This window comes from Pseudomonas sp. HP_08, from assembly GCF_055284095.1.
In genome coordinates, this window is the sequence record NZ_JBTOQC010000023.1 from 261633 (window position 1) to 285566 (window position 23934).

22 protein-coding genes are annotated in these 23934 nt (G+C 62.0%); 14 read left to right on the top strand and 8 right to left on the bottom strand.

The window, feature by feature from the left end; all coding sequences use genetic code 11:
- Nucleotides 1-80 precede the first annotated feature (80 nt).
- From ACYAS9_RS20075 to ACYAS9_RS20095, 5 genes are all read left to right on the top strand, one after another.
- The gene (locus tag ACYAS9_RS20075; protein WP_459741787.1) at nucleotides 81-989 is read left to right on the top strand and encodes a carbohydrate ABC transporter permease; all 909 of its coding nucleotides are present in this window, start codon (nucleotides 81-83) and stop codon (nucleotides 987-989) included.
- Complete coding sequence (locus ACYAS9_RS20080) at nucleotides 982-1830, top strand: carbohydrate ABC transporter permease (RefSeq protein ID WP_463570019.1); 849 nt, start codon at nucleotides 982-984, stop codon at nucleotides 1828-1830. The genes ACYAS9_RS20075 and ACYAS9_RS20080 overlap by 8 nt, the downstream gene beginning before the upstream one ends.
- 15 nt (nucleotides 1831-1845) lie before the next feature.
- A complete protein-coding gene (locus tag ACYAS9_RS20085) occupies nucleotides 1846-3006 on the top strand; it encodes an ABC transporter ATP-binding protein (protein WP_463570021.1) in 1161 nt (386 codons plus the stop codon).
- A gap of 77 nt (nucleotides 3007-3083) precedes the next feature.
- A complete protein-coding gene (locus ACYAS9_RS20090; protein ID WP_463570022.1) occupies nucleotides 3084-4442 on the top strand; it encodes a carbohydrate porin in 1359 nt (452 codons plus the stop codon).
- Between the two features lie 131 nt (nucleotides 4443-4573).
- The gene (locus ACYAS9_RS20095; protein ID WP_463570024.1) at nucleotides 4574-5425 is read left to right on the top strand and encodes a D-hexose-6-phosphate mutarotase; all 852 of its coding nucleotides are present in this window, start codon (nucleotides 4574-4576) and stop codon (nucleotides 5423-5425) included.
- 157 nt (nucleotides 5426-5582) lie between these two features.
- Here ACYAS9_RS20095 and ACYAS9_RS20100 read toward each other — a convergent pair whose 3' ends face one another.
- Nucleotides 5583-6449: a MurR/RpiR family transcriptional regulator gene (locus ACYAS9_RS20100; RefSeq protein WP_463570025.1), complete on the bottom strand. Its 867-nt coding sequence runs from the start codon at nucleotides 6447-6449 to the stop codon at nucleotides 5583-5585.
- 219 nt (nucleotides 6450-6668) lie between these two features.
- Here ACYAS9_RS20100 and zwf point away from each other — a divergent pair, with 219 nt between their 5' ends.
- From zwf to ACYAS9_RS20115, 3 genes are read left to right on the top strand one after another with little or no spacing between them, the layout of a single operon-like run.
- Complete coding sequence (gene zwf / locus ACYAS9_RS20105; RefSeq protein ID WP_463570026.1) at nucleotides 6669-8138, top strand: glucose-6-phosphate dehydrogenase; 1470 nt, start codon at nucleotides 6669-6671, stop codon at nucleotides 8136-8138.
- Nucleotides 8125-8838, top strand: a complete 714-nt coding sequence (gene pgl, locus ACYAS9_RS20110; RefSeq protein ID WP_463570027.1) for a 6-phosphogluconolactonase — start codon at nucleotides 8125-8127, stop codon at nucleotides 8836-8838. The genes zwf and pgl overlap by 14 nt, the downstream gene beginning before the upstream one ends.
- Nucleotides 8839-8855: 17 nt before the next feature.
- Nucleotides 8856-9530, top strand: a complete 675-nt coding sequence (locus tag ACYAS9_RS20115; protein WP_463570029.1) for a bifunctional 4-hydroxy-2-oxoglutarate aldolase/2-dehydro-3-deoxy-phosphogluconate aldolase — start codon at nucleotides 8856-8858, stop codon at nucleotides 9528-9530.
- Nucleotides 9531-9694: 164 nt separating this feature from the next.
- On the opposite strand, the gene ACYAS9_RS20120 is transcribed toward ACYAS9_RS20115, so the two are convergent.
- Nucleotides 9695-9928 carry a DUF3820 family protein gene (locus tag ACYAS9_RS20120; RefSeq protein WP_463570030.1) on the bottom strand — a complete coding sequence of 78 codons (234 nt, stop codon included), beginning with the start codon at nucleotides 9926-9928 and terminating at the stop codon, nucleotides 9695-9697.
- A 3-nt stretch (nucleotides 9929-9931) separates the two neighbouring features.
- Nucleotides 9932-10387, bottom strand: coding sequence for a winged helix-turn-helix transcriptional regulator (locus ACYAS9_RS20125; protein WP_463570031.1), 456 nt, complete (start codon nucleotides 10385-10387; stop codon nucleotides 9932-9934).
- Between the two features lie 119 nt (nucleotides 10388-10506).
- Here ACYAS9_RS20125 and ACYAS9_RS20130 point away from each other — a divergent pair, with 119 nt between their 5' ends.
- The 3 genes from ACYAS9_RS20130 to ACYAS9_RS20140 all read left to right on the top strand — a co-directional run bounded on the left by ACYAS9_RS20130 (nucleotide 10507) and on the right by ACYAS9_RS20140 (nucleotide 13222).
- Nucleotides 10507-11697: an MFS transporter gene (locus ACYAS9_RS20130; protein ID WP_463570032.1), complete on the top strand. Its 1191-nt coding sequence runs from the start codon at nucleotides 10507-10509 to the stop codon at nucleotides 11695-11697.
- Between the two features lie 13 nt (nucleotides 11698-11710).
- Entirely contained in the window at nucleotides 11711-12634 is a 924-nt protein-coding gene (locus tag ACYAS9_RS20135) for an EamA family transporter (RefSeq protein ID WP_463570034.1), read from the top strand.
- Nucleotides 12635-12751: 117 nt separating this feature from the next.
- Entirely contained in the window at nucleotides 12752-13222 is a 471-nt protein-coding gene (locus ACYAS9_RS20140; protein ID WP_463570035.1) for a ferritin-like domain-containing protein, read from the top strand.
- 84 nt (nucleotides 13223-13306) lie between these two features.
- Here ACYAS9_RS20140 and ACYAS9_RS20145 read toward each other — a convergent pair whose 3' ends face one another.
- The 5 genes from ACYAS9_RS20145 to ACYAS9_RS20165 form a co-directional block, all read right to left on the bottom strand.
- Nucleotides 13307-14836 carry a GGDEF domain-containing protein gene (locus ACYAS9_RS20145; RefSeq protein ID WP_463570036.1) on the bottom strand — a complete coding sequence of 510 codons (1530 nt, stop codon included), beginning with the start codon at nucleotides 14834-14836 and terminating at the stop codon, nucleotides 13307-13309.
- A 145-nt stretch (nucleotides 14837-14981) separates the two neighbouring features.
- A complete protein-coding gene (locus tag ACYAS9_RS20150; RefSeq protein ID WP_463570038.1) occupies nucleotides 14982-16349 on the bottom strand; it encodes a heavy metal sensor histidine kinase in 1368 nt (455 codons plus the stop codon).
- A complete protein-coding gene (locus ACYAS9_RS20155; RefSeq protein WP_463570040.1) occupies nucleotides 16339-17016 on the bottom strand; it encodes a heavy metal response regulator transcription factor in 678 nt (225 codons plus the stop codon). The genes ACYAS9_RS20150 and ACYAS9_RS20155 overlap by 11 nt, the downstream gene beginning before the upstream one ends.
- A 36-nt stretch (nucleotides 17017-17052) precedes the next feature.
- Nucleotides 17053-20184 carry a multidrug efflux RND transporter permease subunit gene (locus ACYAS9_RS20160; RefSeq protein ID WP_463570041.1) on the bottom strand — a complete coding sequence of 1044 codons (3132 nt, stop codon included), beginning with the start codon at nucleotides 20182-20184 and terminating at the stop codon, nucleotides 17053-17055.
- Nucleotides 20181-21341, bottom strand: coding sequence for an efflux RND transporter periplasmic adaptor subunit (locus tag ACYAS9_RS20165; protein ID WP_463570042.1), 1161 nt, complete (start codon nucleotides 21339-21341; stop codon nucleotides 20181-20183). Before ACYAS9_RS20165 ends, ACYAS9_RS20160 begins: the two co-directional genes overlap by 4 nt.
- Nucleotides 21342-21928: 587 nt before the next feature.
- Between ACYAS9_RS20165 and ACYAS9_RS20170 the strand changes: the two genes are divergently transcribed.
- From ACYAS9_RS20170 to ACYAS9_RS20180, 3 genes are all read left to right on the top strand, one after another.
- Nucleotides 21929-22078, top strand: coding sequence for a hypothetical protein (locus ACYAS9_RS20170; RefSeq protein ID WP_463570044.1), 150 nt, complete (start codon nucleotides 21929-21931; stop codon nucleotides 22076-22078).
- 326 nt (nucleotides 22079-22404) lie between these two features.
- Nucleotides 22405-22983, top strand: coding sequence for a fimbrial protein (locus ACYAS9_RS20175; protein ID WP_463570045.1), 579 nt, complete (start codon nucleotides 22405-22407; stop codon nucleotides 22981-22983).
- 192 nt (nucleotides 22984-23175) lie between these two features.
- A complete protein-coding gene (locus tag ACYAS9_RS20180) occupies nucleotides 23176-23931 on the top strand; it encodes a fimbrial biogenesis chaperone (RefSeq protein ID WP_463570046.1) in 756 nt (251 codons plus the stop codon).
- Nucleotides 23932-23934 lie beyond the last annotated feature (3 nt).

Below are 23934 nucleotides of genomic sequence, written 5' to 3' on the forward strand. Positions count from 1 at the left end.
CCGCAGTCCGCGCCAATGAAACCCGTCAACCGGTTTCACGGCGGCCTGCGGCCCGAATTCGACCCGACTGGATGCTTTCAATGAGTTCTGTCGCAGCTTTGACCAAAGCCTCGCCCTTCGATGCGCTGCAACGCTGGCTGCCCAAGCTGGTGCTGGCGCCGAGCATGCTCATCGTGCTGGTGGGTTTCTACGGCTACATCCTCTGGACGCTGGTGCTGTCGTTCACCCGCTCGACCTTTCTGCCGTCGTACCAATGGGCCGGGCTGAGCCAATACGCCCGGTTGATGGACAACGATCGCTGGTGGGTGGCGAGCAAGAACCTGCTGCTGTTCGGCGGCCTGTTCATTGCCATCAGCCTTGTGGTCGGGGTGATCCTGGCGGTGCTGCTCGACCAGCGCATCCGCCGCGAAGGGGTGATCCGCACGATTTACCTGTACCCGATGGCGCTGTCGATGATCGTCACCGGTACGGCCTGGAAGTGGCTGCTCAACCCGGGCCTGGGCCTGGACAAGATGCTGCGCGACTGGGGCTGGGAAGGCTTTCGCATGGACTGGCTGGTCGACCCGGACCGCGTGGTTTATTGCCTGGTGATCGCCGCTGTATGGCAGTCGTCGGGGTTTGTCATGGCGCTGTTTCTCGCCGGCCTGCGCAGTGTCGACCAGTCGATCATTCGCGCCGCACAAATGGATGGCGCCAGCCTGCCGCTGATTTACTGGCGCGTGGTGCTGCCCAGCCTGCGGCCGGTGTTTTTCAGCGCGGTGATGATCCTCGCGCACATCGCCATCAAAAGCTTCGACCTGGTGGCGGCGATGACCGCCGGCGGGCCGGGTTATGCCTCCGATTTGCCGGCGATGTTCATGTACGCCTTCACCTTCAGCCGCGGGCAGATGGGCATGGGCTCGGCCAGCGCGATGCTGATGCTCGGCGCGATCCTGGCGATTCTGGTGCCGTACCTGTATTCCGAACTGAGGACCAAACGCAATGGCTAATCCTGTCGGATTCAATTCAGGCCTGAGCTTCAGCCGGGTCCTGATCCATGCCGTGCTGCTGCTGGCCTGCCTGATTTATCTGGTGCCGCTGGTGGTGATGCTGCTGACCAGCCTCAAGACCCCTGAAGACATCGGCAGCGGCAATCTGCTGAGCTGGCCGAGCGTGGTCACGGTGATCGGCTGGATCAAGGCCTGGGACATCGTCGATGGCTATTTCTGGAACTCGATGCGCATCACCATTCCGGCAGTGATCATCTCGACCGCCATCGGCGCGCTGAATGGTTATGTGCTGTCGATGTGGCGCTTTCGCGGCTCGCAGTTGTTCTTCGGCCTGCTGCTGTTCGGCTGCTTCCTGCCCTTCCAGACCGTGCTGCTGCCGGCGTCCTTCACGCTGGGCAAGATGGGCCTGGCCAGCACCACCACCGGCCTGGTGTTCATCCACGTGGTTTATGGGCTGGCCTTCACCACGCTGTTTTTCCGCAACTTCTACGTGACCGTGCCGCAGGCGCTGGTCAGCGCCGCACGGCTGGATGGCGCTGGGTTCTTCACCATCTTCTGGCGCATCGTGCTGCCGATGTCGACGCCGATCATCATGGTCTGCCTGATCTGGCAGTTCACCCAGATCTGGAACGACTTTCTGTTCGGCGTGGTGTTCTCCAGCGGCGAGTCGCAGCCGATCACCGTGGCGCTGAACAACCTGGTCAACACCAGCACCGGGGTCAAGGAATACAACGTTGATATGGCAGCGGCGATGATCGCCGGGCTGCCGACACTGCTGGTCTACATCCAGGCCGGCAAGTACTTCCTGCGTGGGCTTACGGCCGGCGCGGTCAAGGGTTGAATCAAGGAAATAACCATGGCGACTCTCGAACTTCGAAACGTAAACAAGACCTACGGCGCGAGCCTGCCGGACACGCTGAAAAACATCGAACTGAAGATCAAGGACGGCGAATTCCTGATTCTTGTCGGCCCGTCCGGTTGCGGCAAGTCGACCCTGATGAACTGCATTGCGGGCCTTGAAAGCATCAGTGGCGGCGCGATTCTGATCGACGGCCAGGACGTCAGCGACACCAGCCCCAAGGATCGCGACATCGCCATGGTGTTCCAGTCCTATGCGCTATACCCGACCATGAGCGTGCGCGAGAACATCGAGTTCGGCCTGAAAATTCGCAAGATGCCCAAGGCGGCCATCGATGAAGAAGTGAGCCGCGTCGCGCGCCTGTTGCAGATCGAGCACCTGCTGGAGCGCAAGCCCGGCCAGTTGTCCGGCGGCCAGCAGCAGCGCGTGGCCATGGGCCGGGCGCTGGCGCGGCGGCCGAAGATCTATCTGTTCGACGAGCCGCTGTCCAACCTCGACGCCAAGCTGCGGGTCGAGATGCGCACCGAAATGAAACTGATGCACCAGCGCCTGAAGACCACCACGGTGTATGTCACCCACGACCAGATCGAGGCCATGACCCTGGGCGACAAAGTGGCGGTGATGAAGGACGGCATCGTCCAGCAGTTCGGCACCCCGCGCGAGATCTACAACGACCCGGCCAACCAGTTCGTCGCCAGTTTCATCGGCTCGCCACCGATGAACTTCATCCCGCTGCGCCTGCAACGTCGTGACGGCCGCCTGATCGCGCTGCTCGACAGCGGCCAGGCGCGTTGCGAGCTGCCGCTGGGGATCAGTGACGCCGGGCTTGAAGACCGCGAAGTGATTCTGGGCGTGCGCCCGGAACAGATCACGCTGGCCGGCAGCGAGGCCGCAGGCCAGCCGAGTATTCGTGCCGAGGTGCAGGTGGTCGAACCGACCGGGCCCGACACGCTGGTGTTCGTCACCCTCAACCAGACCAAGGTCTGCTGCCGCCTGGCGCCGGATCAGGCGCCACTGCCCGGCGACAGCCTGACCCTGCAGTTCGATCCTGCACGGGTATTGCTGTTCGATGCCGCCACTGGCGCGCGCCTTGGCCGGCTGAGTACGCCTGCCGGCGCCGAGCGGGCCGGCAACGTGACCCAATTGAGCCGCAAGTGAATGCTTGGGCTGTCGAGCAAGTAAGTCGAAAGCTGTACACCTAAAAAGCCAATAACAATAAATCGAGGATCGAAGGGATGAACAACATCAATACAGCAGTGCGTTCGCGGCTCTATTGGGCCTGCAAACTGTCGGTACTGGGCAGCCTGGCCCTGGCCGGCAGCGCCCAGGCCGCCGGAGCCTTCAGCGCCGACTCGCCATGGATGACCGGCGACTGGGGCGGGACGCGCACTGAATTGCTCGACAAAGGCTATGACCTGTCACTGGAGTATGTGAGCGAAGCGGCCAGTAACATCGACGGTGGCTATAACAAGGACACCACGGCGCGCTGGAGTGACCAGTTTGCTTTCGGGCTGAAGGTCGACCTGCAGAAGGCCTTTGGCTGGCAGGACGCCGAGTTCAAGCTGGCCATCACCGAGCGTAGCGGTCGCAACATTTCCAATGACCGGATCGGCGACCCGCGTGCCGGCACGCTCAGTTCTTCTCAAGAAGTCTGGGGCCGTGGCCAGACCTGGCGCCTGACCCAGATGTGGGTCAAACAGAAGTTGTTCGACGGCGCGCTGGACGTCAAATTCGGCCGCTTCGGACCGGGCGAAGAGTTCGCCTCGGCGCCCTGCGACTTCCAGAACCTGACCTTCTGCGGCGCGCAGCCGGCCAACTATGTCAACACCTGGTACAACTGGCCGGTCAGCCAGTGGGCGTTGACCGTCAAATACAACATCACCCCTGAGTTCTTTGCCCAGGTCGGTGTGTTCGAGCAGAACCCGTCCAACCTCGAAACCGGCAACGGCTTCAAGCTCAGCGGCAGTGGCAGCCAGGGCACCATCGTGCCGGTCGAAGTGGTGTGGACGCCGAAGGTCAATTCGCTGCCGGGCGAATACCGCCTGGGCTACTACCACAGCAGCCCGGACGCCGATGACGTCTACGAAGGCGCCAACGGCCAGCCGCAGCCGGTCAGCGGCGGAGCGTTCAAGTCGCATGGCAGCAAGCACGGCGGCTGGATCATGGCCACCCAGCAACTGACCGCCCACAACGGCGATGCCGCGCGTGGCCTGACGCTGTTTGCCGCTGCCACCGTGCACGACAAGGACACCAACTACATCGACAACTTCCAGCAGATCGGCCTGGTCTACAAAGGCCCGTTCAATTCGCGGCCCAAGGATGACATCGGTATCGGCATCTCGCGTATCCACGTCAACGACGATGCCCAGGACCGTGCCCGGCTGATCAACCAGCTCAACAATATCCAGGACTACGACAACCCGGCGTTCTTGCCGGTACAGGACACCGAGTACAACTCCGAGATCTACTACGGCTTCCATGTGACCAACTGGCTGACCGTGCGTCCCAACCTGCAATACATCCGCCATCCGGGCGGTGTCGACAAGGTTGACGATGCGCTGGTGGCAGGCCTGAAGATTCAGACCAAGTTCTGATGGAGTAATGTCCTGATCAATTAGCGTCGTGTGTGCTTTGCGGGCAGCCTGGCTGCCCGTTTTTTTTGCCTGATGTCATTCGTTCAGTTCATACCAGGGCCTCACTACCTGACACGTCCAAGGAAATGCAGATGCACGAGCATCCATTGCAGCGGTTTTTTACCGGCAGGCGCCCACGCGCCACGTTCGAGTGGGAGCGCTATCAAGCCCGTGAAGTGCTGGTGATCGATCATCCGCATTGCCAGGCCGTGTTCAGTCGTCAGGGCGCGCAACTGCTGCACTTTCAGCCGCGCGGGCAAAAACCCTGGCTGTGGTGCGCGGCACACTGGCCGCAAGTCGGCGCGATTCGTGGCGGCGTGCCGGTGTGCTGGCCGTGGTACGGGCGCCACCCGGAGGAGGGCGGCTGGCCGGCACATGGCTGGGCGCGCTTGCTGAACTGGAACCTTATCGACAGCCAGGCCAGTGAAGCATGCGTGCAGGTGCACTGGCAGTTGCAGCTCTGGGACTGGCAGGTGGATTTGCATGCCGAACTGGGCAAGGGCATGAACGTGCGCCTGAGCACGCGCCATCAGGACAGCGAACCGTGTCATTTCAGCCATGCGCTGCATGCTTACTGGCAGATCAGCGATGTCGCCGACGTTGCCCTGCAAGGCCTCGATGGCGCGCAGGGTTACGACCAGCTGCGGCGCCAGGCGTGTCGGCAGAACGGCGAATTACGTGTGCTCGGCGGTTGCCAGCGCTTGTTCGAGCATGAAGGCGCGGTGCAACTGCAAGACCCGGCCTGGCAACGCCGGCTGAACATCGACACCGGCGACAGCGCCGGCACCGCCGTCTGGCACCCCGGCAATCGACCGTTGCTGGGGGTAACGGGCCTGGAAACCACCGGTTTCGTCAGGGTCGAAGCCGTCTGCGGCCACAGCGACGGCCAAGGCCTGCACCCCGGCCAACAAGCCAGCCTGAGCCTGCAGGCACAACTGGCCTAAAGCGCACACAACCCCTGTAGGAGCGCGCTTGCCCGCGACCGGCTGCGTTAGCAGTCGTAAATTTGTGGCGTTTCATAGAATTTGCGAGCGCTAACGCACTCGGTCGCGGGACAAGCGCGCTCCTACGTAGGTTGATGGTGTTCGTGAATGATCGGTCTTAGCCCTGATCATCCAGTGGGTAGCGGCTGTCGTTCAGGCTTTCCTTGATCTTGCGCAGGTGCGGCTGGAAATCCACGCCGCGGCGCAGGGTCATGCCGGTGGCCAGTACGTCGAGCACAGTGAGCTGGATGATGCGTGAGGTCATCGGCATGTAGATGTCGGTGTCTTCAGGCAACGGGATGTGCAGGCTTACGCTGCTGGCCTGGGCCAGTGGCGAGTTGGCGGCGGTCAGGCCCAGCACCGAGGCGCCGTTTTCGCGGGCGATGCGTGCCACTTCGACCAGGTCGCGAGTGCGGCCGGTGTAGGAAATGATCACGAACAGATCGCCGGTATGCGCCACCGAGGCCAGCATGCGCTGCATCAGGATGTCGGCATGGGCGCTGACGGCCAGGTTGAAGCGGAAGAATTTGTGCTGCGCATCCAGCGCCACGGGCGCCGAGGCGCCGAGGCCGAAGAAGTGGATCTGCCGGGCCTGGATCAGCATGTCGACGGCGCGGCTGATCTGCGCCGGGTCCAGTTGCTGGCAGGCGCTGTCGAGCGAAGCGATGGCGCTGCCGAAAATCTTCTGAGTGTAAGCCTCGGGATTGTCGTCCGGCTCCACCGCGCGGCTGACATAGGCGGCGCCGCTGGCCAGGCTTTGTGCCAGTTGCAGCTTGAGTTCCGGGTAGCCGCTGACACTGAACGAGCGGCAGAAGCGGTTGACGGTCGGTTCACTGACCTTGGCTGCCTGCGCCAGCGCCGCGATACTCAGCCGGGTGGCCATCTGTGGGTTGAGCAGGATGACTTCAGCCACCTTGCGCTCGGCCTTGTTCAGCTCCGGGAGTCGGTTCTGGATCTGCTCCAGCAAATTACGTGTGCGGTCCATTCCTGATCCTTTTCGGGGGCTCGTTAACCCGCGTTTTGTCCGGGGCTGCAATTGGCCCCTTTAGCCTGTAGCAAAGGTGGCCTATCGTACTCAGAGGCTGTGTGAATCACCACTGGTATGAGGTTTTCGACAAAATGTTGTGGTTATTACTACATATGGCCTTGAGAAACGCCTTTAAAAAAGGTATTTGTAGTCTAACTTGATAAAAGAACCAACATTATGCCCCTGATTACGGTTGAACCGTGCACCTTCGCCTTATTCGGCGCCTTGGGCGACCTGGCGGTGCGCAAACTGTTCCCGGCTCTTTATCAGCTTGACCGTGCCGGCCTGTTGCATGAAGACACCCGTCTGATCGCGCTGGCGCGTGAGCCCGGTGACGAGGCAACGCACCTGGCCTATATCCAGCAGTCCATGCGCCGGTTCATCCCGCAAGCGGAACTTGAAGACGAGCACGTGACGCGCTTTCTGGCACGCCTGAGCTACCTGCATCTGGATTTTCTCAAGGTCGAGGGTTATCACGCGCTGGCCGAACAAGTGGCCGGCGTCGAGACGCTGATCGCCTATTTCGCTACGCCGGCGGCGGTGTACGGCGCCATCTGCGAGAACCTGGCGGCCGTCGGTCTGAGCGGGCGCACCCGTGCGGTGCTGGAAAAACCCATCGGTCACGACCTGGCGTCGTCCAAGCGGGTCAACGATGCCGTGGCGCAGTTCTTCCCGGAAAACCGCGTTTACCGCATCGACCACTATCTGGGCAAGGACACGGTCCAGAACCTGATTGCCTTGCGTTTTGCCAACAGCCTGTTTGAAACCCAGTGGAACCAGAACCACATCTCCCACGTTGAGATCACCGTGGCCGAGAAGGTCGGCATCGAAGGCCGCTGGGGGTATTTCGACCAGGCTGGGCAGTTGCGCGACATGATCCAGAACCACTTGTTGCAGCTGCTGTGCCTGATCGCCATGGACCCGCCCAGCGACTTGTCGGCCGACAGTATTCGCGACGAGAAAGTCAAAGTGCTCAAGGCCCTGGCGCCGTTTACCCCGGAGCGCCTGGCGACCCAGGTAGTGCGTGGCCAGTACGCGGCCGGCTACAGCGAAGGCAAGGCGGTGCCCGGTTATCTGGAAGAAGAAAACTCCAACACCGAGAGTGACACCGAAACCTTCGTCGCGCTGCGTGCCGACATCCGCAACTGGCGCTGGTCGGGTACGCCGTTCTATCTGCGCACCGGCAAGCGCATGCCGCAGAAACTGTCGCAGATCGTGATCCACTTCAAAGAGCCGCCGCACTACATCTTCGCCCCCGAGCAACGCCTGCAAATCAGCAACCGCTTGATCATCCGCCTGCAGCCCGACGAGGGCATTTCCTTGCAGGTGATGACCAAGGACCAGGGGCTGGACAAGGGCATGCAGCTGCGCAGCGGCCCGTTGAACCTGAATTTTTCCGACACTTACCGCAGCGCCAGGGTGCCCGATGCCTACGAGCGGCTGCTGCTGGAAGTGATGCGCGGCAATCAGAACCTGTTCGTGCGCAAGGATGAAATCGAATACGCCTGGCAATGGTGCGATCAACTGATCGCCGGCTGGAAGAAGGCGGGCGACGCGCCCAAGCCCTATGCCGCCGGTTCCTGGGGACCGATGAGCTCCATTGCCCTTATTACTCGCGACGGGAGATCCTGGTATGGCGATATGTGAATTGCAATTACCCGCAGGCTTGACGGCCCACGACTTCGACACCCAGCAACAGTTGGCCGAGGCCCTGGCGCTGAATGTCGCCGAGCGCCTGCGCAGCGCCATTGCCCAGAACGGCAGGGCGACTCTGGTGGTGTCCGGTGGCCGCAGCCCGGTGGCGTTCTTCGAGCACCTGGCGGTGCAGCCGCTGGACTGGTCGCAAGTGGTGATCTCTCTCGCCGACGAGCGCTGGGTCCCGGTCGAGCATCCTGACAGCAACGCTGCATTGGTCAGTCGTCATCTGTTGCAAGGACCGGCTGCGGCGGCAACGTTCATCGGTCTGTACAGCGTGGCGCCGAGCCTTGAAGTGGCCGCCGAGCAGGCCGACCGCCTGCTGGCCGAGCTGCCGCCGATCGATGTGCTGGTGCTGGGCATGGGCGACGACGGCCACACCGCCTCGCTGTTCCCTGATAGCCCGAACCTTGCCGAGGCGCTGAGTGAAGACGGTGAGCGTCGCTGCCTGCCGATGCTGGCGCCGAGCGTGCCGCACCAGCGCCTGACCCTGACCCGTCGCCTGTTGGCGTCGGCCCGTGCACCGATTTTGTCGGTGTCCGGTAAATCCAAGCTGCACACCCTGCGCGTCGCGCTGGATGGCACCGACCTGGCCGAGATGCCGGTGCGTGCCTTTCTTAACCTGTCCCTAGAGATCTACTGGTGCCCCTAAGCGAAGGAAATATCGCCATGACCCACTACGAAAACAATCAGCCGCTCGACAGCATGGCGAACAAGACAGCCCGGATCGATGCGCTGTGCGCCCAGGCGAAAATCCTTCCGGTGATCACCATCGCCCGCGCCGAAGATGTGCTGCCGCTGGCCGATGCACTGGCCGCCGGTGGCCTGACCGTGCTGGAAGTGACCTTGCGTTCGGCCTTCGGCCTGGATGCGATTCGCGTTCTGCGCGAGCAGCGCCCGGAGCTGATCGTGGGCGCCGGCACCATTCTTGACCGTCGTTCGCTGGCCGATGCCGAGGCTGCCGGTGCGCAGTTCATCGTCACGCCGGGCAGCACGCTGGACCTGCTGCAAGCCTCGGCGCAAAGCACGGTGCCGCTGTTGCCGGGCATCAGCAGCGCCTCCGACATCATGATCGGCTATGGCCTGGGCTACCGGCGCTTCAAGCTGTTCCCGGCTGAAGTCAGCGGCGGCGTGGCAGCACTCAAGGCGCTGGGCGGGCCGTTCAACGAAGTGCGCTTCTGCCCCACCGGCGGGGTGAACGCGCAAAACCTGAAAAACTACATCGCCCAGCCTAACGTCATGTGCGTCGGCGGCAGCTGGATGATCGAAAACAGCTGGGTGAAGAACGGCGACTGGGGCCGGATTCAGGAAGCGACGGCAGAAGCAGTGGCGCTGTTTGGCTAAACCAGCATTTGCCAGGTACACCGTGTAGGAGCGCGTTTACCGGAATACCGGACCACCGTGACCGGCTGCGTTAGCAGGCGTAAATTTCAAGCGTTTCGCAGCGTTCTGTGAGCGCTTCGCATTCAATCGCGGGCAAGCGCGCTCCTACAGGATTCGCACGGATTTTAAGAGTCCTTGAATTGCCGGGGCCGGGTGCGCAGGGGATCAAGCAGCTCGCTCAGGCCGTTGTGGTCGATCTCTTGCATCAATGCCAGCAGCGCGCCCAGCTCACCCTTGGGAAAGCCTTCGCGGGCAAACCAGTTCAGGTAATGCCCCGGCAGGTCGGCCAGCAGCCGGCCTTTGTATTTGCCGAAAGGCATTTCGCGGGTGACCAGCAGTTTGAGTGTTTCCGGGTTCATGGCTTACAGGTTCCTGGTAATACGTTGTCGATGGCAATCCTGCGGCGCCAGTCGCTTGCCACTGACGGACCTCACTTCAAGGCTGGCCACCGGCTGATCGCTCTCGTTGTCGAGCAGCACAGAATGCGTTTCACCGGCAGCAAACAGATGCTGCTCTCCCCATTGGCGCATGCACACCACCATCGGAAAAACCGAGCGGCCGCGTTCGGTCAGCACGTATTCCTTGTAGGCACTGCCGTCCGACGCCGGGCGAATCTCGAAGATCCCCAGGTTAACCAGCGCCTTGAGGCGTGCGGCCAGAATGTTCTTGGCCAGGCCCAGGCTTTTCTGAAAATCACTGAAGCGGCGGATATCGTCGAACGCATCGCGAATGATCAGCAGCGTCCAGCGTTCGCCAATCGCTTCGAGGGTTCTTGCCACAGGGCACTCGCTGGTTTGCAGCGTCGCTTGCCTGGCCATGCCAATCACCGTTATTGAGAAGTGGAATGCAAAATCTGGTTGCAGATTAAAACCTGAACGGGTAGAAATCAAACAAGTGGTTTCAAAAAGAAACCGATTGTATCGCCAGAGATGACTGCATGACCGCCAGCCCACCCGCGCTTTCCCGCGCCCTGACTCTGCTGTTCTCAGTGACCTGCGCACTCGCCGTGGCGAATGTGTATTTCGCCCAGCCCTTGCTCGATGTCATGGCGCAGAACCTGAATATTGAACCCGGCAGCATCGGCATCGTGGTGACGGCCACTCAGATCGGCTATGCCGCAGGCCTGTTGCTGATCGTGCCGCTGGGTGATCTGCTCGAGCGCAGGACCCTGATTCTCAGCCAGATGTTGCTGTCGGCCCTGGCGTTACTGGTGGTGGCGTCTGCGCAGCACTGGCCTGTGTTGCTGGGCGCCATGATAGTGGTGGGCCTGATGGCCGTGGTCGTTCAGGTGCTAGTGGCGTGTGCCGCCAGCCTGGCCGCGCCCGCACAGCGAGGCCAGGCGGTGGGCACGGTGACCAGCGGCGTGGTGCTGGGCATTTTGCTGGCGCGGTTCACCAGCGGGCTGATTGCCGATCTGGCCGGCTGGCGTGCGGTGTATTACGTTTCAGCGGGGCTGATGCTGATCATGGCGGCCGTCCTTTACAAAACCATGCCCGCCACCGGCCTGCCGCGCCTTGAGCGTTCCTACACGGCGCTGGTGCGCTCGACCTGCGCGTTGTTCATCACCGAGCCTGTACTGCGCCGGCGCGGGGTCTTTGCCTTGTTGATCTTCGCGGCCTTCAGCGTGTTGTGGACCTCGATGGTCCTGCCGCTGAGCGCGCCGCCGCTGTCGTTGTCGCACACGCAGATTGGCCTGTTCGGCCTGGCCGGCCTTGCCGGGGCATTGGCCGCGAGTCGCGCCGGGCGCTGGGCGGATCAGGGCTTGGGGCATAGAATCACCGGCCTCTCGCTGGGCCTGCTGGTGCTGTCGTGGTTACCGATTGCCTGTGCGCAAAGCTCGTTGCTGGCGCTGATGGTCGGGGTGATCCTCCTCGACTTTGCCGTGCAGGCCGTGCACGTGACCAATCAGAGCCTGATCTTTGCCGCGCGTCCCGATGCGCAAAGCCGTCTGGTCGGCGCCTACATGTGTTTTTACTCGGCCGGCAGCGCGCTGGGCGCGGTCGCCGCCACCCAGGTTTATGCGTTGTGGGGCTGGATTGCCGTGTGCCTGCTGGGCGCCGCGATCAGTGCGACTGCCTGGCTGTTCTGGTTGTGTATTCCCGCATCGGTTGATGCCTGTAACGCTTGATGGAGCTGTATTTATGAAAGTGCACCACCTGCTGCTTGCCATCCTGATCACCGCGTTATGGGGGTTCAATTTCTCGATCATCAAGCTGGGCCTGGCGGCGGTCGATCCGTTCATTCTGGCCGGGCTGCGCTTCACGCTGTGTGCGCTGCCGGCCATCTTTTTCATCCGCAAACCCGATGTGCCGTGGCGCTATATCGCAGGCTACGGGCTGGTGTTCGGCATCGGTATGTGGGGCGTGGTGAATCTGGGCATCCAGTCCGGGCTGTCGGCCGGCATTGCTTCGCTGGTGCTGCAGTTCAGCGCGTTTTTCACGATTCTGCTCGGTGGCTGGGTGTTCCGGGAAAAAGTCACCCGTGCGCAACTGGCCGGGATTCTTATTGCCCTGGGCGGGTTGCTGAGCATCATTTTCGTGGCCGATGGCTCGGTGTCGACCACCGGCCTGCTGCTGGTGCTGCTGGGCGCGTTTGCCTGGAGCGTGACCAATATCATCATCAAAAAAGCCGGAACCACCCAGGTATTTGCCTTTCTGGTCTGGTCCAGCGCTTTTGCGCCGATCCCGCTGTTTTTGCTCGATTACCTGGTCAATGGCACGCAGGGCTATGCCACGCTGGTCAACCTGATCGACACGCGCACGGTGATTTCGATCCTGTTTCAGGTGTACCCCAATACCCTGTTTGCCTACTGGGTATGGAATTCATTGCTCAGGCAATACCCGGTGTCCACGGTGGCACCGCTGTCGCTGCTGGTGCCGATTTTCGGCATGTTCGGCTCGATGCTGATGTTCGGCGAGAGCCTGTCGCCGATGAAAGTTTTGGCCGTGATACTGATCGTCGCAGGACTTGCAGTGGGTTTGTATGGCGCGCGGCTGGCCAACTTGCATTCTGCATGGAGGCAAAAGGACAGTTCATGCAGAACGCATGGCAAGCGTTCCGAGTGATCTTTTTAACTATTTGAAAATAAAGGGAAAATTTTAAATTCAGAGTCTGGCACGGGCGCTGCAATGTTTATGTCAGCTTCAAACATTGGTATCAACTGCCTAGGAAGGATAGTGAAAATGACTGACATCAACAAAGAATCGATCAGCCTGCTCAACGACCTGATCGAAACGAGCAAGGATGGCCAGAAAGGTTTTGAGACCAGCGCTGAAGACCTGAAAAACCCTGAGCTGAAACGCTTCTTCCAGGCCCACGCTGCCGATTGCGCCACCGCCGTACGCGAGCTGCAATCTGAAGTACGCGCCTTGGGCGGCGATCCGGAAACTTCCTCCAGTGTCAGCGGCACTCTGCACCGCGCCTGGGTAGACCTGAAGTCCTTGGTTACCGGCAAGAGCGACGAAGCTATTCTCAATGAAGTCGAGCGCGGTGAAGACCACGCCCTGGCCGATTACAAGAAAGCACTTGAAAAGGCCCGTGAAAAAGCCCTGCCAGCCAGTGTTGTCAGCCTGATCGAGAAGCAGCTTCAAGGCACTCAGCGTAACCACGACCAGGTCAAGGCACTGCGCGACCAGGTTCGTCGTCAGGCCTGATAAGCCTGTTCGAGAGACGCCTGAGCCGCTCTCTCTGTAAGCTCTCGGGACGGCAAGGATGCCGTCCAGCCAACCGCCAGCCGCTTATACAGGGCTGGCGGTTGGCGTTTGTGTGCCCTCGAGAAATTCGACCCGGTTGCGGCCATTGTGCTTGGCGCTATACAGCGCCTTGTCGGCGGCTTCGATCAGCGACTCCAGCGCATCGCCCTTGCCAGGCTTGCGGGTGGTCACGCCAATGCTGACGGTGATCGATTGCTGCTCATGCTCGAACGGCGGCATCTGCACGATGGTCTGGCGGATGCTCTCGGCCAGCGTCTGCGCGCGGATGTGATCGGTGTCGGGCAACAGCACGGCAAACTCTTCACCGCCATAACGCGCGGCCAGGTCGCTGCTGCGTCTTACATGGACGGCAATGCTCTCGGCGACCAAACGCAGTGCCTGGTCGCCGCCCAGATGGCCGTGGCGTTCGTTGAAACGACGAAAATGATCGACATCGATCAGCAGCAACGACAGCGGTGCGCCGGAACGCTGGGCGCGTGCCCATTCGATGCCCAGGGTGCGGTCGAGCTGGCGCCGGTTCGCCAGGCCGGTCAGTCCGTCGGTGGCTGCCAGATTGGCCAGCACCCGTTCGGCGTGCTGGCGGCGGCGCAGCTCACGTGCCAGCAGAAAGGTCAGCCACAGGATGCCCAGGCACAGCGCACCGGTGGCGCTGCCGACCAGCAGGGCATTGCGCCGCCAGGTGGCATACACCTCCGACTCCGGCTGAGCGATGACTACGATCAGCGGCAAGCCGTGCACGCGCAAAAACGTGTAAAGCCGGGTGCCCTGATACTTGTTCGACAGGCCGACAAAACTGCCTTCGGGCAATTCGAGAATGTGCTGAAAGTTGACCATTTGAGCCAGGTCGGCGCCGGTCTGGTCAAGTGGACTCAGTTCCGGTTCGCGAACCAGTAACACGCCGCTGGCGTTGATCAGGCTGATGCTGCTGTCGCGGTCCAGCGACTGGCTTCTGAACAAGGGCTTGAAATAGGCCAGGCGCATGGCCGCGATGGCGACGCCGCGAAACTCGCCATTGGCCCCCGACAGGCGGCGGCTGAACCCCAGGCTCCAGTCGTTGAAGCCCCAGCGGGCCTTGAACGGTTCGCTGATGTACAGGCCGGGCAATGCGTTGTTGCGGTGGTACTGAAAGAAATCGCGGTCGGCGAAGTTGTCCTGCCGCGTGGGGCCGGGCAGCGGGTCGGCCAGCACATTGCCCTGTGCGTCGAGCAACGCGACATCGCCCTTGTAGGGCGCGGCACTGGCGCGATCGAACAGCAAGCGCTGGCGCAACGGGTACGACAGCAAGGGCAGGTCAGCACTGTTCCAGGCGCTGATCATGCCGCTCAGCGAGGCGTCGTACAGCTCCACGCTGCGCTGTATATCCGCCTCGATCAGCTTGATGGTGTTGTTGGCCGCCCGTGAGGCGCTGAGCAGGGCGTCGTTACGCTCACGCGCGAGCAAGGAGGCGACAATGCCCAGAATCGCCAGCATCGACAACAGGCTGCCGCCGATCAGCAGGCGCTCGGAGCGTATCCATCCAGGTGAGACTGAGGGCTGGGCTGTGGAGGCGTTCATGGCTGCGCTCTGTCGGATACATGGCTGTCGGGTGCGAGGCGACGAGCCTTATGACCTGCGGCCTGGGTATTTGTCCTGAACGGTATAACAGGTTTTCGAGCAGGCGGGCGAGGGCCTGTGGCGAGGCTCTGCACAGGCGCCGCGCTCAAGGCCTTGGCAGATTGATCCCGAAAGTATTGAAGCCGCCGTGGCTGTCGACGAACACCGTGCCGCCATGCATCAGCGCGATGGCCTTGACGATGGCCAGGCCCAGGCCGTGGTTGGCGCCGCTGTTGCTGCGCGAGGCATCGACCCGGTAGAAGCGCTCGAACAGCATCGGCAGGTGTTCCTCGCTGATCGGCGGTCCCGGGTTGCGCACGCCGATGCGCACCTGTTGCTCAAGGCTGTCGATGGTGACCTGAATCGCCTGGCCGGGCTCGGTGTGTTGCACCGCGTTGTGCAGCAGGTTGATCAGCGCGCGGCGCAACTGGGCCTTTTCGATGGGCACGCTGGCATCGCCATGCACCTGTACGCTGACGTGCGCGTCTTCAAGGATGAAGTCCAGATAATCCAGGGTGGTGGCGACTTCTTCGGCCAGCGAGGCGCTGGTCAGTTCCTTGGCCTTGCTGCCCTGGTCGGCGCTGGCCAGAAACAGCATGTCGTTGATGATCGAGCGCAGCCGCTCCAGCTCTTCGAGGTTCGATTGCAGCACCTCGAAATAATGCTCGGCCGAGCGGCCACGGGTCAGCGCCACCTGGGTCTGGCCGATCAGGTTGGTCAGCGGCGAGCGCAGTTCATGCGCCACATCGGCGTTGAACGACTCAAGCCGCGAATAGGCCTGTTCGACCCGCCCCAGCGTCGAGTTGAAGGCGGTGACGAACTGCGCCAGCTCCGGCGGCAGCGGCGAAAGCTGCAAGCGCCCCGACAAGTGCGGGGGCGACAGTTTATGCGCCTCCAGCGACAGATGGCTCAGCGGCCGCAGGCCGATGCGTGCCACCCAATAGCCGAGCAATGAGGCCAGCACGATGCCGATGATCGCCAGGCTGACCAGAGCGACCAGCAAGGCATGCTGGGTTTGCCAGAACGTCTGGGTGTCGATGCCGGTCAGAAAGCGCAGCGCCGGGCGCTGGTCGCGGGCGGCGAATTCACTGACCAGCACTTTGTACGGAAAGCGCTCGCCGGGCAGCAGCAGGTCATGCATGCCCAGCGGCCCGTGGGCGAAACGCCGCACTTCGGGGCCGGGATTGCCGTACTCATAGGTGGCGTCGTCGCTGACCACCCAGAAGCGGATGCGTTTGTCTTCTTCGCTGAGCAGGTGCAGCTTGCTCTGGATCTTGCCCCAATGCTCCGGGTTGCCGAAGCGGTTGATGGTCGACTCCAGCACGCTGTAGCGCGCATCGACTTCAGCTTCCGGCAGCAGGTCGAGGTGCTTGTCGACCTGCAAGTACAGCGCCCAGCCGATCAACAGAAACACCCCGAACGCCACCAGCGCGAACAGGCTCGCCAGGCGCAGGGCAATCGAGTCAATCCGCACGGCGGTCCTCCAGCACATAACCCATACCGCGAATGGTGTGCAGCAGCTTGTGCTCGTGCGGGCCGTCGAGCTTGGCGCGCAGACGCTTGATGGCCACCTCGACGACATTGGTGTCGCTGTCGAAATTGATGTCCCAGACCCGTTCGGCAATCGAGGTCTTGGAGAGAATCTCGCCCTGGTGACGGGCCAGCACACTGAGCAACGAAAACTCTTTGGCGGTCAGCTCCAGACGCGCGCCGGCGCGGCTGGCCTTGCGGCTGATCAGGTCGATACACAGGTCGGCGATGCTGATCTGCACCGGCTCGTGCACGCCGCTGCGCCGGGTCAGCGCTTGCAGGCGCGCGACCAGTTCGAGAAACGAGAACGGCTTGCCCAGATAATCGTCGGCACCTTCGCGCAGGCCGCGAATCCGGTCGTCGACCTGTTCGCGGGCGGTGAGCATGATCACCGGCGTCTGCTTGCGCGCGCGCAAGGCCCGCAGCACACCAAAGCCGTCCAGGCCCGGCAGCATCACATCGAGGATGATCACCGCGTAATCGTTTTCCAGCCCCAGGTGCAGGCCTTCGATACCATCGGCGGCCAGATCGACGCTGTAGCCCTGTTCGCTCAGGCCGCGATGAAGGTAGTCGGCGGTTTTCTGTTCGTCTTCGATAATCAGCACGCGCATGCGGGGGTTCTCATCAGGGCTTTCATGTCAGTGCTTTCATGTGGCAATCGCCTGGCGAGCGGTCGGTGCATTCTGGCGGCGGTGGAACAGATGTTCGAGTTGCAGGTAGATCACCGGCGTGGTGAACAGGGTCAGTACCTGGCTGACCAGCAGCCCGCCAACCACCGCGATGCCCAGCGGCTGGCGCAGTTCGGCGCCGACGCCATAGCCGAGCATCAGCGGCAGGGCACCGAACAACGCGGCCAGCGTGGTCATCATGATTGGCCGGAAGCGCGTCAGGCAGGCCTCATAAATCGCCTCGTTGGGGCTCAGCCCCTGGCTGCGCTGGGCCTCAAGGGCGAAGTCGACCAGCAGGATACCGTTTTTCTTGACGATGCCGATCAGCAGCACCACGCCGATCAGCGCCATGATCGAGAAGTCCTGGCCCATCAGCCACAGCAGCAACAGCGCGCCGATGCCCGCAGAAGGCAGGGTCGAGATGATGGTCAGCGGGTGTACGAAGCTCTCGTAAAGCACACCGAGAATGATGTACACCGCCACCAGCGCTGCAAGGATCAACCATGGCTGGTTGGCCAGCGAACTCTGGAACGCCTGGGCGGCGCCCTGAAAACTGCCGATGATGGCCACCGGCATACCGATCTCTTCCTTGGCCTGGTCGAGCATGCGCACCGCATCGCCCAGCGCCACGCCGGAGGCCAGGTTGAACGACAGGTTGGCGGCCGGGAACATGCCGTCATGGCTGATCGACAGCGGGCCCATGGTCGGCGCGCTGACCTTGGCCAGCGCCGACAGCGGCACCATTTCGTTGGTCAGCGGCGAGCGCAGGTAGAAATACGCCAGGCTCTCGGCGCGGCCGCGCTGGCGGGCATCGAGCTCCAGAATCACCTTGTACTGGTTGGTTTCGGTCTGGTACTCGCTGATCTGCCGCTGGCCGAAGGCGTCGTACAGCGCCTGATCGACATCGGCGGTGGTCAGCCCGAAACGCGCGGCCGCGCGGCGGTCGATGTCGATGTGGGTGACGCTGCCGCCCAGTTGCAGGTCGTTGGACAGGTCGCGGAAGGCCGGATTGCTGCGCAGCTTGTCGGTCAGGCGCTGGGTCCAGGTGTTGAGCAGGTCGCCGTCGTTGCTCTTGAGCACGTACTGGTACTGGCTGCGGCTGGGCCCCGGACTGAGGTTGATGTCTTGCCCGGCGCGCAGGTACAGGACGATGCCGGGAATGGTGGTCAGTTGCGGACGGATGCGGTCGATGAATTCGCTGGCCGACACATCGCGCTCGCCGCGTGGCTTGAGCGAGATCCAGAAGCGGCCGCTGGCCAGGGTCTGGTTATTGCCCGACGCGCCCACCGAGTGTGAGAACGCCTGCACGGCCGGGTCGGCATTGATGATCTTCGCCAGCGCCTTGTGCTTCTCGACCATGTCCGGGTAAGAAATATCGCCGGCCGCATCGCTGGTGCCCAGCACCATGCCGGTGTCCTGCACCGGAAAGAAGCCCTTGGGAATCAGCACATAGCCGGCCACCGCCATGGCCAGGGTCAGGCCGAACACGCCCAGCGTCAGGCGCTGGTGCGCCAGGGCCTTGCGCAGGCCGCGCTCGTAGACATTCAGCAGACGGTCGCCAAAGCCGGGTTTGCTGTGGCTGCCGTGGCTGGGCGCGCGCATGAACAACGACGCCAGGGTCGGCGCCAGGGTCAGCGATACGATCACCGAAATCAGGATGGTGGCCGTGGCCGTCAGCGCAAATTCCTTGAACAGGCGGCCGACCACGCCGCCCATGAACAGCAGCGGAATGAAGGCGGCCACCAGCGAGAAGCTGATCGAAACCACGGTAAAACCGATTTCCGACGCGCCCTTGATCGCCGCCTCGCGCATGCCTTGGCCGGCCTCAAGATGGCGATGGATGTTCTCGACCACGACGATGGCATCGTCGACCACAAAGCCGACCGCAACCACAATCGCCACCAGGGTCAGGTTATTCAGGCTGAAACCCAGCAGGTACATCACCGCAAAGGTCGCCACCAGCGACACGCCCAGCACGCTGGTGACGATCAGCGTCGCCGACCACTGGCGCAGGAACAGCGCCATCACCGCGACCACCAGCAGCACGGCGATGCCCAGGGTCAGTTCCACTTCATGCAGCGAGGCACGGATGGTGCGCGTGCGGTCGTTGAGCACCGAGACTTCCACCGATGCCGGCAGCATGGCGGTCAGGCGCGGCAGCTGATTCAAGACCCGGTCGACGGTCTCGACGATATTGGCCCCCGGCTGGCGGAACACCACCAGGCTCAGGCCCTGTTGCTGGCCCGACCAGGCCTGGACATAGGCGTTTTCGGCGCCATTGATGACCTTGGCCACGTCCTTGAGGTGGACCGGCGCCCCGTCTTTGTAGCTGACGATGAGTTGCGCGTAGTCCTGTGGGTTGAACAACTGGTCGTTGGCTGACAGGGTCGAGACGCTGTCCTTGCCGTACAGCGCGCCCTTGGCCAGGTTAAGGCTGGTCTGTTGCACCGCCTGACGGATATCGGACAGGGTCAGGCCCAGGGCGGCGAGTTTTTCCGGCGCTGCCTGAACGCGAATGGCCGGGCGCTGCTGGCCGCTCAGCGACACCTGGCCGACGCCTTCGATCTGGCTGAGCTGGCGGGCCAGCAGGGTTTCAGCCAGGTCGCTCAGTTCGGTACCGGGCATCAGTGTCGAACTGATGCTGAGCAGCAGCACCGGGCTGTCGGCCGGGTTGACCTTGCGCCAGGTCGGCAGGTTGGGCATGTCGGCCGGCAAACGGCCGGCGGCGGTGTTGATCGCCGCCTGCACTTCCTGCGCTGCGGTATCGATGCTCTTGGTCAGGGCAAACTGCAAGGTCAGGTTGGTCGAGCCCAGCGCGCTGCTGGAGGTCATCTGCGTCATGCCGGGGATGGCACTGAACTGCACCTCAAGCGGGGTGGCCACCGAGGAGGCCATGGTCTTGGGGCTGGCGCCGGGCAACTGCGCGCTGACCTGGATCGTGGGGAATTCGGCTTCCGGCAACGGCGCCACCGGCAGGCGTGGAAAGGCGATGACCCCCAGCAGTAACAGGGCGAATGTCAGCAGCAAAGTGGCGACCGGGTGGTCGATGCACCACGCCGACACCGAACCCTTGCCCTTGTGCGCGGGTGCGTGGGTGTCTGCACCGTTCATGGCTGCACCGCCGCTTGCACCGTGTCAGTGGTCGGCGCCGGGTTGGGGGTGATCTCGACCCGGCTGCCGGCCTTGAGCCGTGACTGGCCATCCTGCACCAACACATCACCCGCCGTCGGGCCGCTGATCAGGGTCATGTCGCTGTCCTGATACAGCACTTTGACCGGCACGACTTCGGCCTTGTCATCGCGGATGCGGAACACAAAATGATGATCCATGCCGCGCTGTACCACTTGCGGAGGGACTTTCAGGGCATCGCGCTCGATGCCGGTCTGGATCTTCACCGTCACCAGCTGGCCCGGCCACAGGGTATGCGCGGGGTTATCGAAACTGGCCTTGGCGCGAATCGTACCGGTGGTCGGCGACACCTGGTTATCGATCAGGGTCAGCCGGCCTTCGCCCAGCAATGTGCCATTGGCGTCATCGCCCAGCCAGGCCTGCACGGTGGCCTGATCGGCTTGCCCGGTGAGCTTTTGCAGCAGCGGCAGCATCTGTTGCGGCAGCGAGAACTCGACCGCCACCGGGTCGATGCGCGTCACGCTGAACAGCCCGGCAGCGTCGCTGACGCGCAGAAAGTTGCCCTCATCGACATTGCGAATACCAACCCGGCCGGTCACCGGCGACAGGATGCGGGTATACGACAGTTGCACCTGAGCGGCTTCAAGGGTGGCCTTGTTGCCCTGCACGGTCGCGCCGAGTTGCACAACCTGGGCCTTTTGCTGATCGAAGGTCTGGCGGGAAATGCCATTGTCGCGGGTCAGTTCCTGATAACGCGCCAGGTCCAGGCGGGCCAGGTCCAGTTGCGCCTGGCTTTGCGCCAGTTGCGCCCTGGCCTGTTCCATGGCCGCGCGGATCGCCCGGTCGTCGAGGGTGGCGAGCAGATCGCCGGCCTTGACCTGCTGGCCTTCGGTCACATGCACGCGGTTGAGAATGCCGTCGACCTGGGCCCGAATCACCACACTTTGCAGCGATTGCACTGTGCCGATGCCGGTCACGAAGCGCGGCACATCCCCGGCCTGCAAGCTCACCACCTTGACCGGAATGGCCGTCGCAGCCGTGGGCGCCTTGCTGGAAGGGCGGGTCAGCAGCCAGCTGGCGCCAGCGCCAAGGACGGCCAGAGAGACAATGGCCAGAACGATTCGGGTCGATTTACGCATGCGAAGGAGGCGCCGAAAGGGGTCGATGAAAAGGGTCTTTGAAAAAGGTCGATGAAGAGGGCAACAGCAATCGTGGACGTCTTTATAGCCGGTCAACCCGGTCAGTAAAATGACTTCCAGCTGTCAGAATTGTCAGCAAAGCCTGCGCCAGTTGGCAAATCCACTGTCTGGCCTTGAGCCGCCATCAAGAAACCCGCGTCACAGGCGATAGCCCTTTGACGGTCGAAAAACAGGACTAAGCCCAACTTTGAGGAAATATCCTACAGAAGTTTAAGTGGTGTTCTGGCGATTATTCCTACGCTCGACTTAACTCAGCAGTGTGACCCCCGGTGTAACGGAGCGTGGCGATGAACAGCGATGCGTCAGTGTGGGAACAGTTATTCAGTGGGTGGGCAAGGCCGCTGATCAGTCGAGTATTAATAGCGGGCGTGGCGGTCACTGCAGCACTTCCTGTGCGGGCTCAGGAAGGTGTACTGGTTTTTCACGGGCAACTGGTTAATTCAACATGTGCCCTTAATGAACCCGCGCACAGAGTGGCATCGCCACCGGTCTTTAGTGTGCAGGTACAACCCGGCATATTTCTGGACGTGGACACACAACATAACGCCTGTACCGGTGCGGTAGTGCCATTCACCACCCGCTACCAGTCCGTGCCGCAGGCACCGGTAAACAGTGCGCAAGCCACGCAAAGCCTGTCGTCCAGCGCGCTGGGGGTGATCACGGTCACTTATCAATAAGTCTGCAATGGCCCCGCACTTCATGGTATGGATGAAGTGATGTGCGGGGCAGCAGCGTGTCGTTTTCGGCAAAGCGCTCGACGCATTTAAAAGACACCCCACGCAGGATTTACTTGAACTTTTTACTCGGTCTTTAGAGAAAGGCCCGTAAATTCAAGGTGTTCAATGGGGGGGCATTTTCTTCTTACAGAAATATCCTGCAATTTATATTGCTGATTCTTTCATTGTAAATGGATAGGGCTGACATCGGTTAAGGGAGCCGCGCTTTATAGTGCTCGCCGTCCACTAGCGGGCACACACGAAATAACACAAGGAACGTTGTTAACATGAAAAAGCTTTCTATTACTCTGGCCGTTCTGGGTGCACTGAGTTTGACGGGTGCTGCCAATGCCGCCAACAACGGCAAGCTGATCTTCAATGGCACACTGACCAACATGACGTGTGATGTAGCGCCTGGCACAGGGGTCAGCCCGGGTACCAATCCGGGTGAGATCAATGTCGATCTGGGCAATGTGTCGTTCTCCGACATCGGCCTGTCGAGCGAGAGCAAGCTGCAATCGGCCACCCCGATCCAGTTGCTGGTCAATTGCAGTGCCGGCGCCGATCAGTACAACACCGTCAAAATGCGCTTTGCTGCCCGTAACGGCAGCGGCCTGGACAATAACGATCAGAGCTTGCTGCGCACCACCGGCGCTGCCGACGGCGTGGGCATCGGCCTGATCAACGCAGCCAACCGGCTGATGGACCTTTCCGGCACTGAAACCATCGACAAACCGCTGATCAAGGACAGCGTGGGCGGCGCGACGGCGCAGATCGACTTTGGCGCGGTGTATGTACTCAACGGCACGGCAACCAATCCCGGTAATGCCGATGGCTTCATGCCTTTCGTGATGGATTACGAGTAACAACAGGGCACCTCTGAAAACTACCTGCGTGGTCATCGCTGCGTTCAAAACAGGCTCGTGCGCGAGTCCGGCCGTTTTTCGCCTGTTTTTGCCTTGCGCTGACTGCCCCGGCAACGTTTTTAGAGGCACCCGCCCCAGGCAGGGCGAGCCGGCTCGTCCTGCCTTCTTTTTCCAGCCGAGGCCAATGCCAGCATGCTTTTCATTTTTTTTCGCTGTGCGCTGCTCACGGCCGTGTGCCTGTGTGTGTTCAGCGCTCAGGCGGGCATCGTGCTCAATACCACGCGGGTCATTTATCAGGGCAAGGACAAGGAAGTCAGTCTTGGCGTACACAACAGTGGCGCCGGCGAAATCCTCTTGCAGTCCTGGCTCGAACCCTACGACCCGGTGGGCGTCAGCGCGCAGACGGACGGCACGGATTTGCCGTTCATGGTCACGCCACCCCTGGCGCATCTGTCCGGTGACGGCAAGCAGTTGGTGCGCATCATTCATGCAGGCCACGGCATGCCGACCGACCGCGAGTCGGTGCTGTGGCTCAATGTTCAGGAGATCCCGCGCAGCGCCGCTGAAAACACCCTGCAGATTGCCGTGCGTCAGCGTATCAAGCTGTTTTTCAGGCCCGTGGGCTTGAGTGGCGACCCGGCAAAAGCCGCGCAGCAGTTGCAATGGCGCCTGTTGGGCAGCGGTGAACTTGAGGTGTTCAACCCAGGGCCCTTTCACGTCTCGATGCTCAAGATCAGCACGCGCCATGGCCGCCAGGAACTGGCCAGCCAGGACAGCCGCATGCTTGCGCCGCAGCAACGCTGGCGTCTGTCGCAACGCCCGTACCCAGGCCGGGAGCCGGTGGAACTGGGCTTTACCAGCATCAATGATTTCGGCGGCCAGGAAGTCTACCGGGCCACGCTGCACGGTGAGCAAGTGGTGTCGGCCAGTCGGGCCGAGCCTCGATAACAT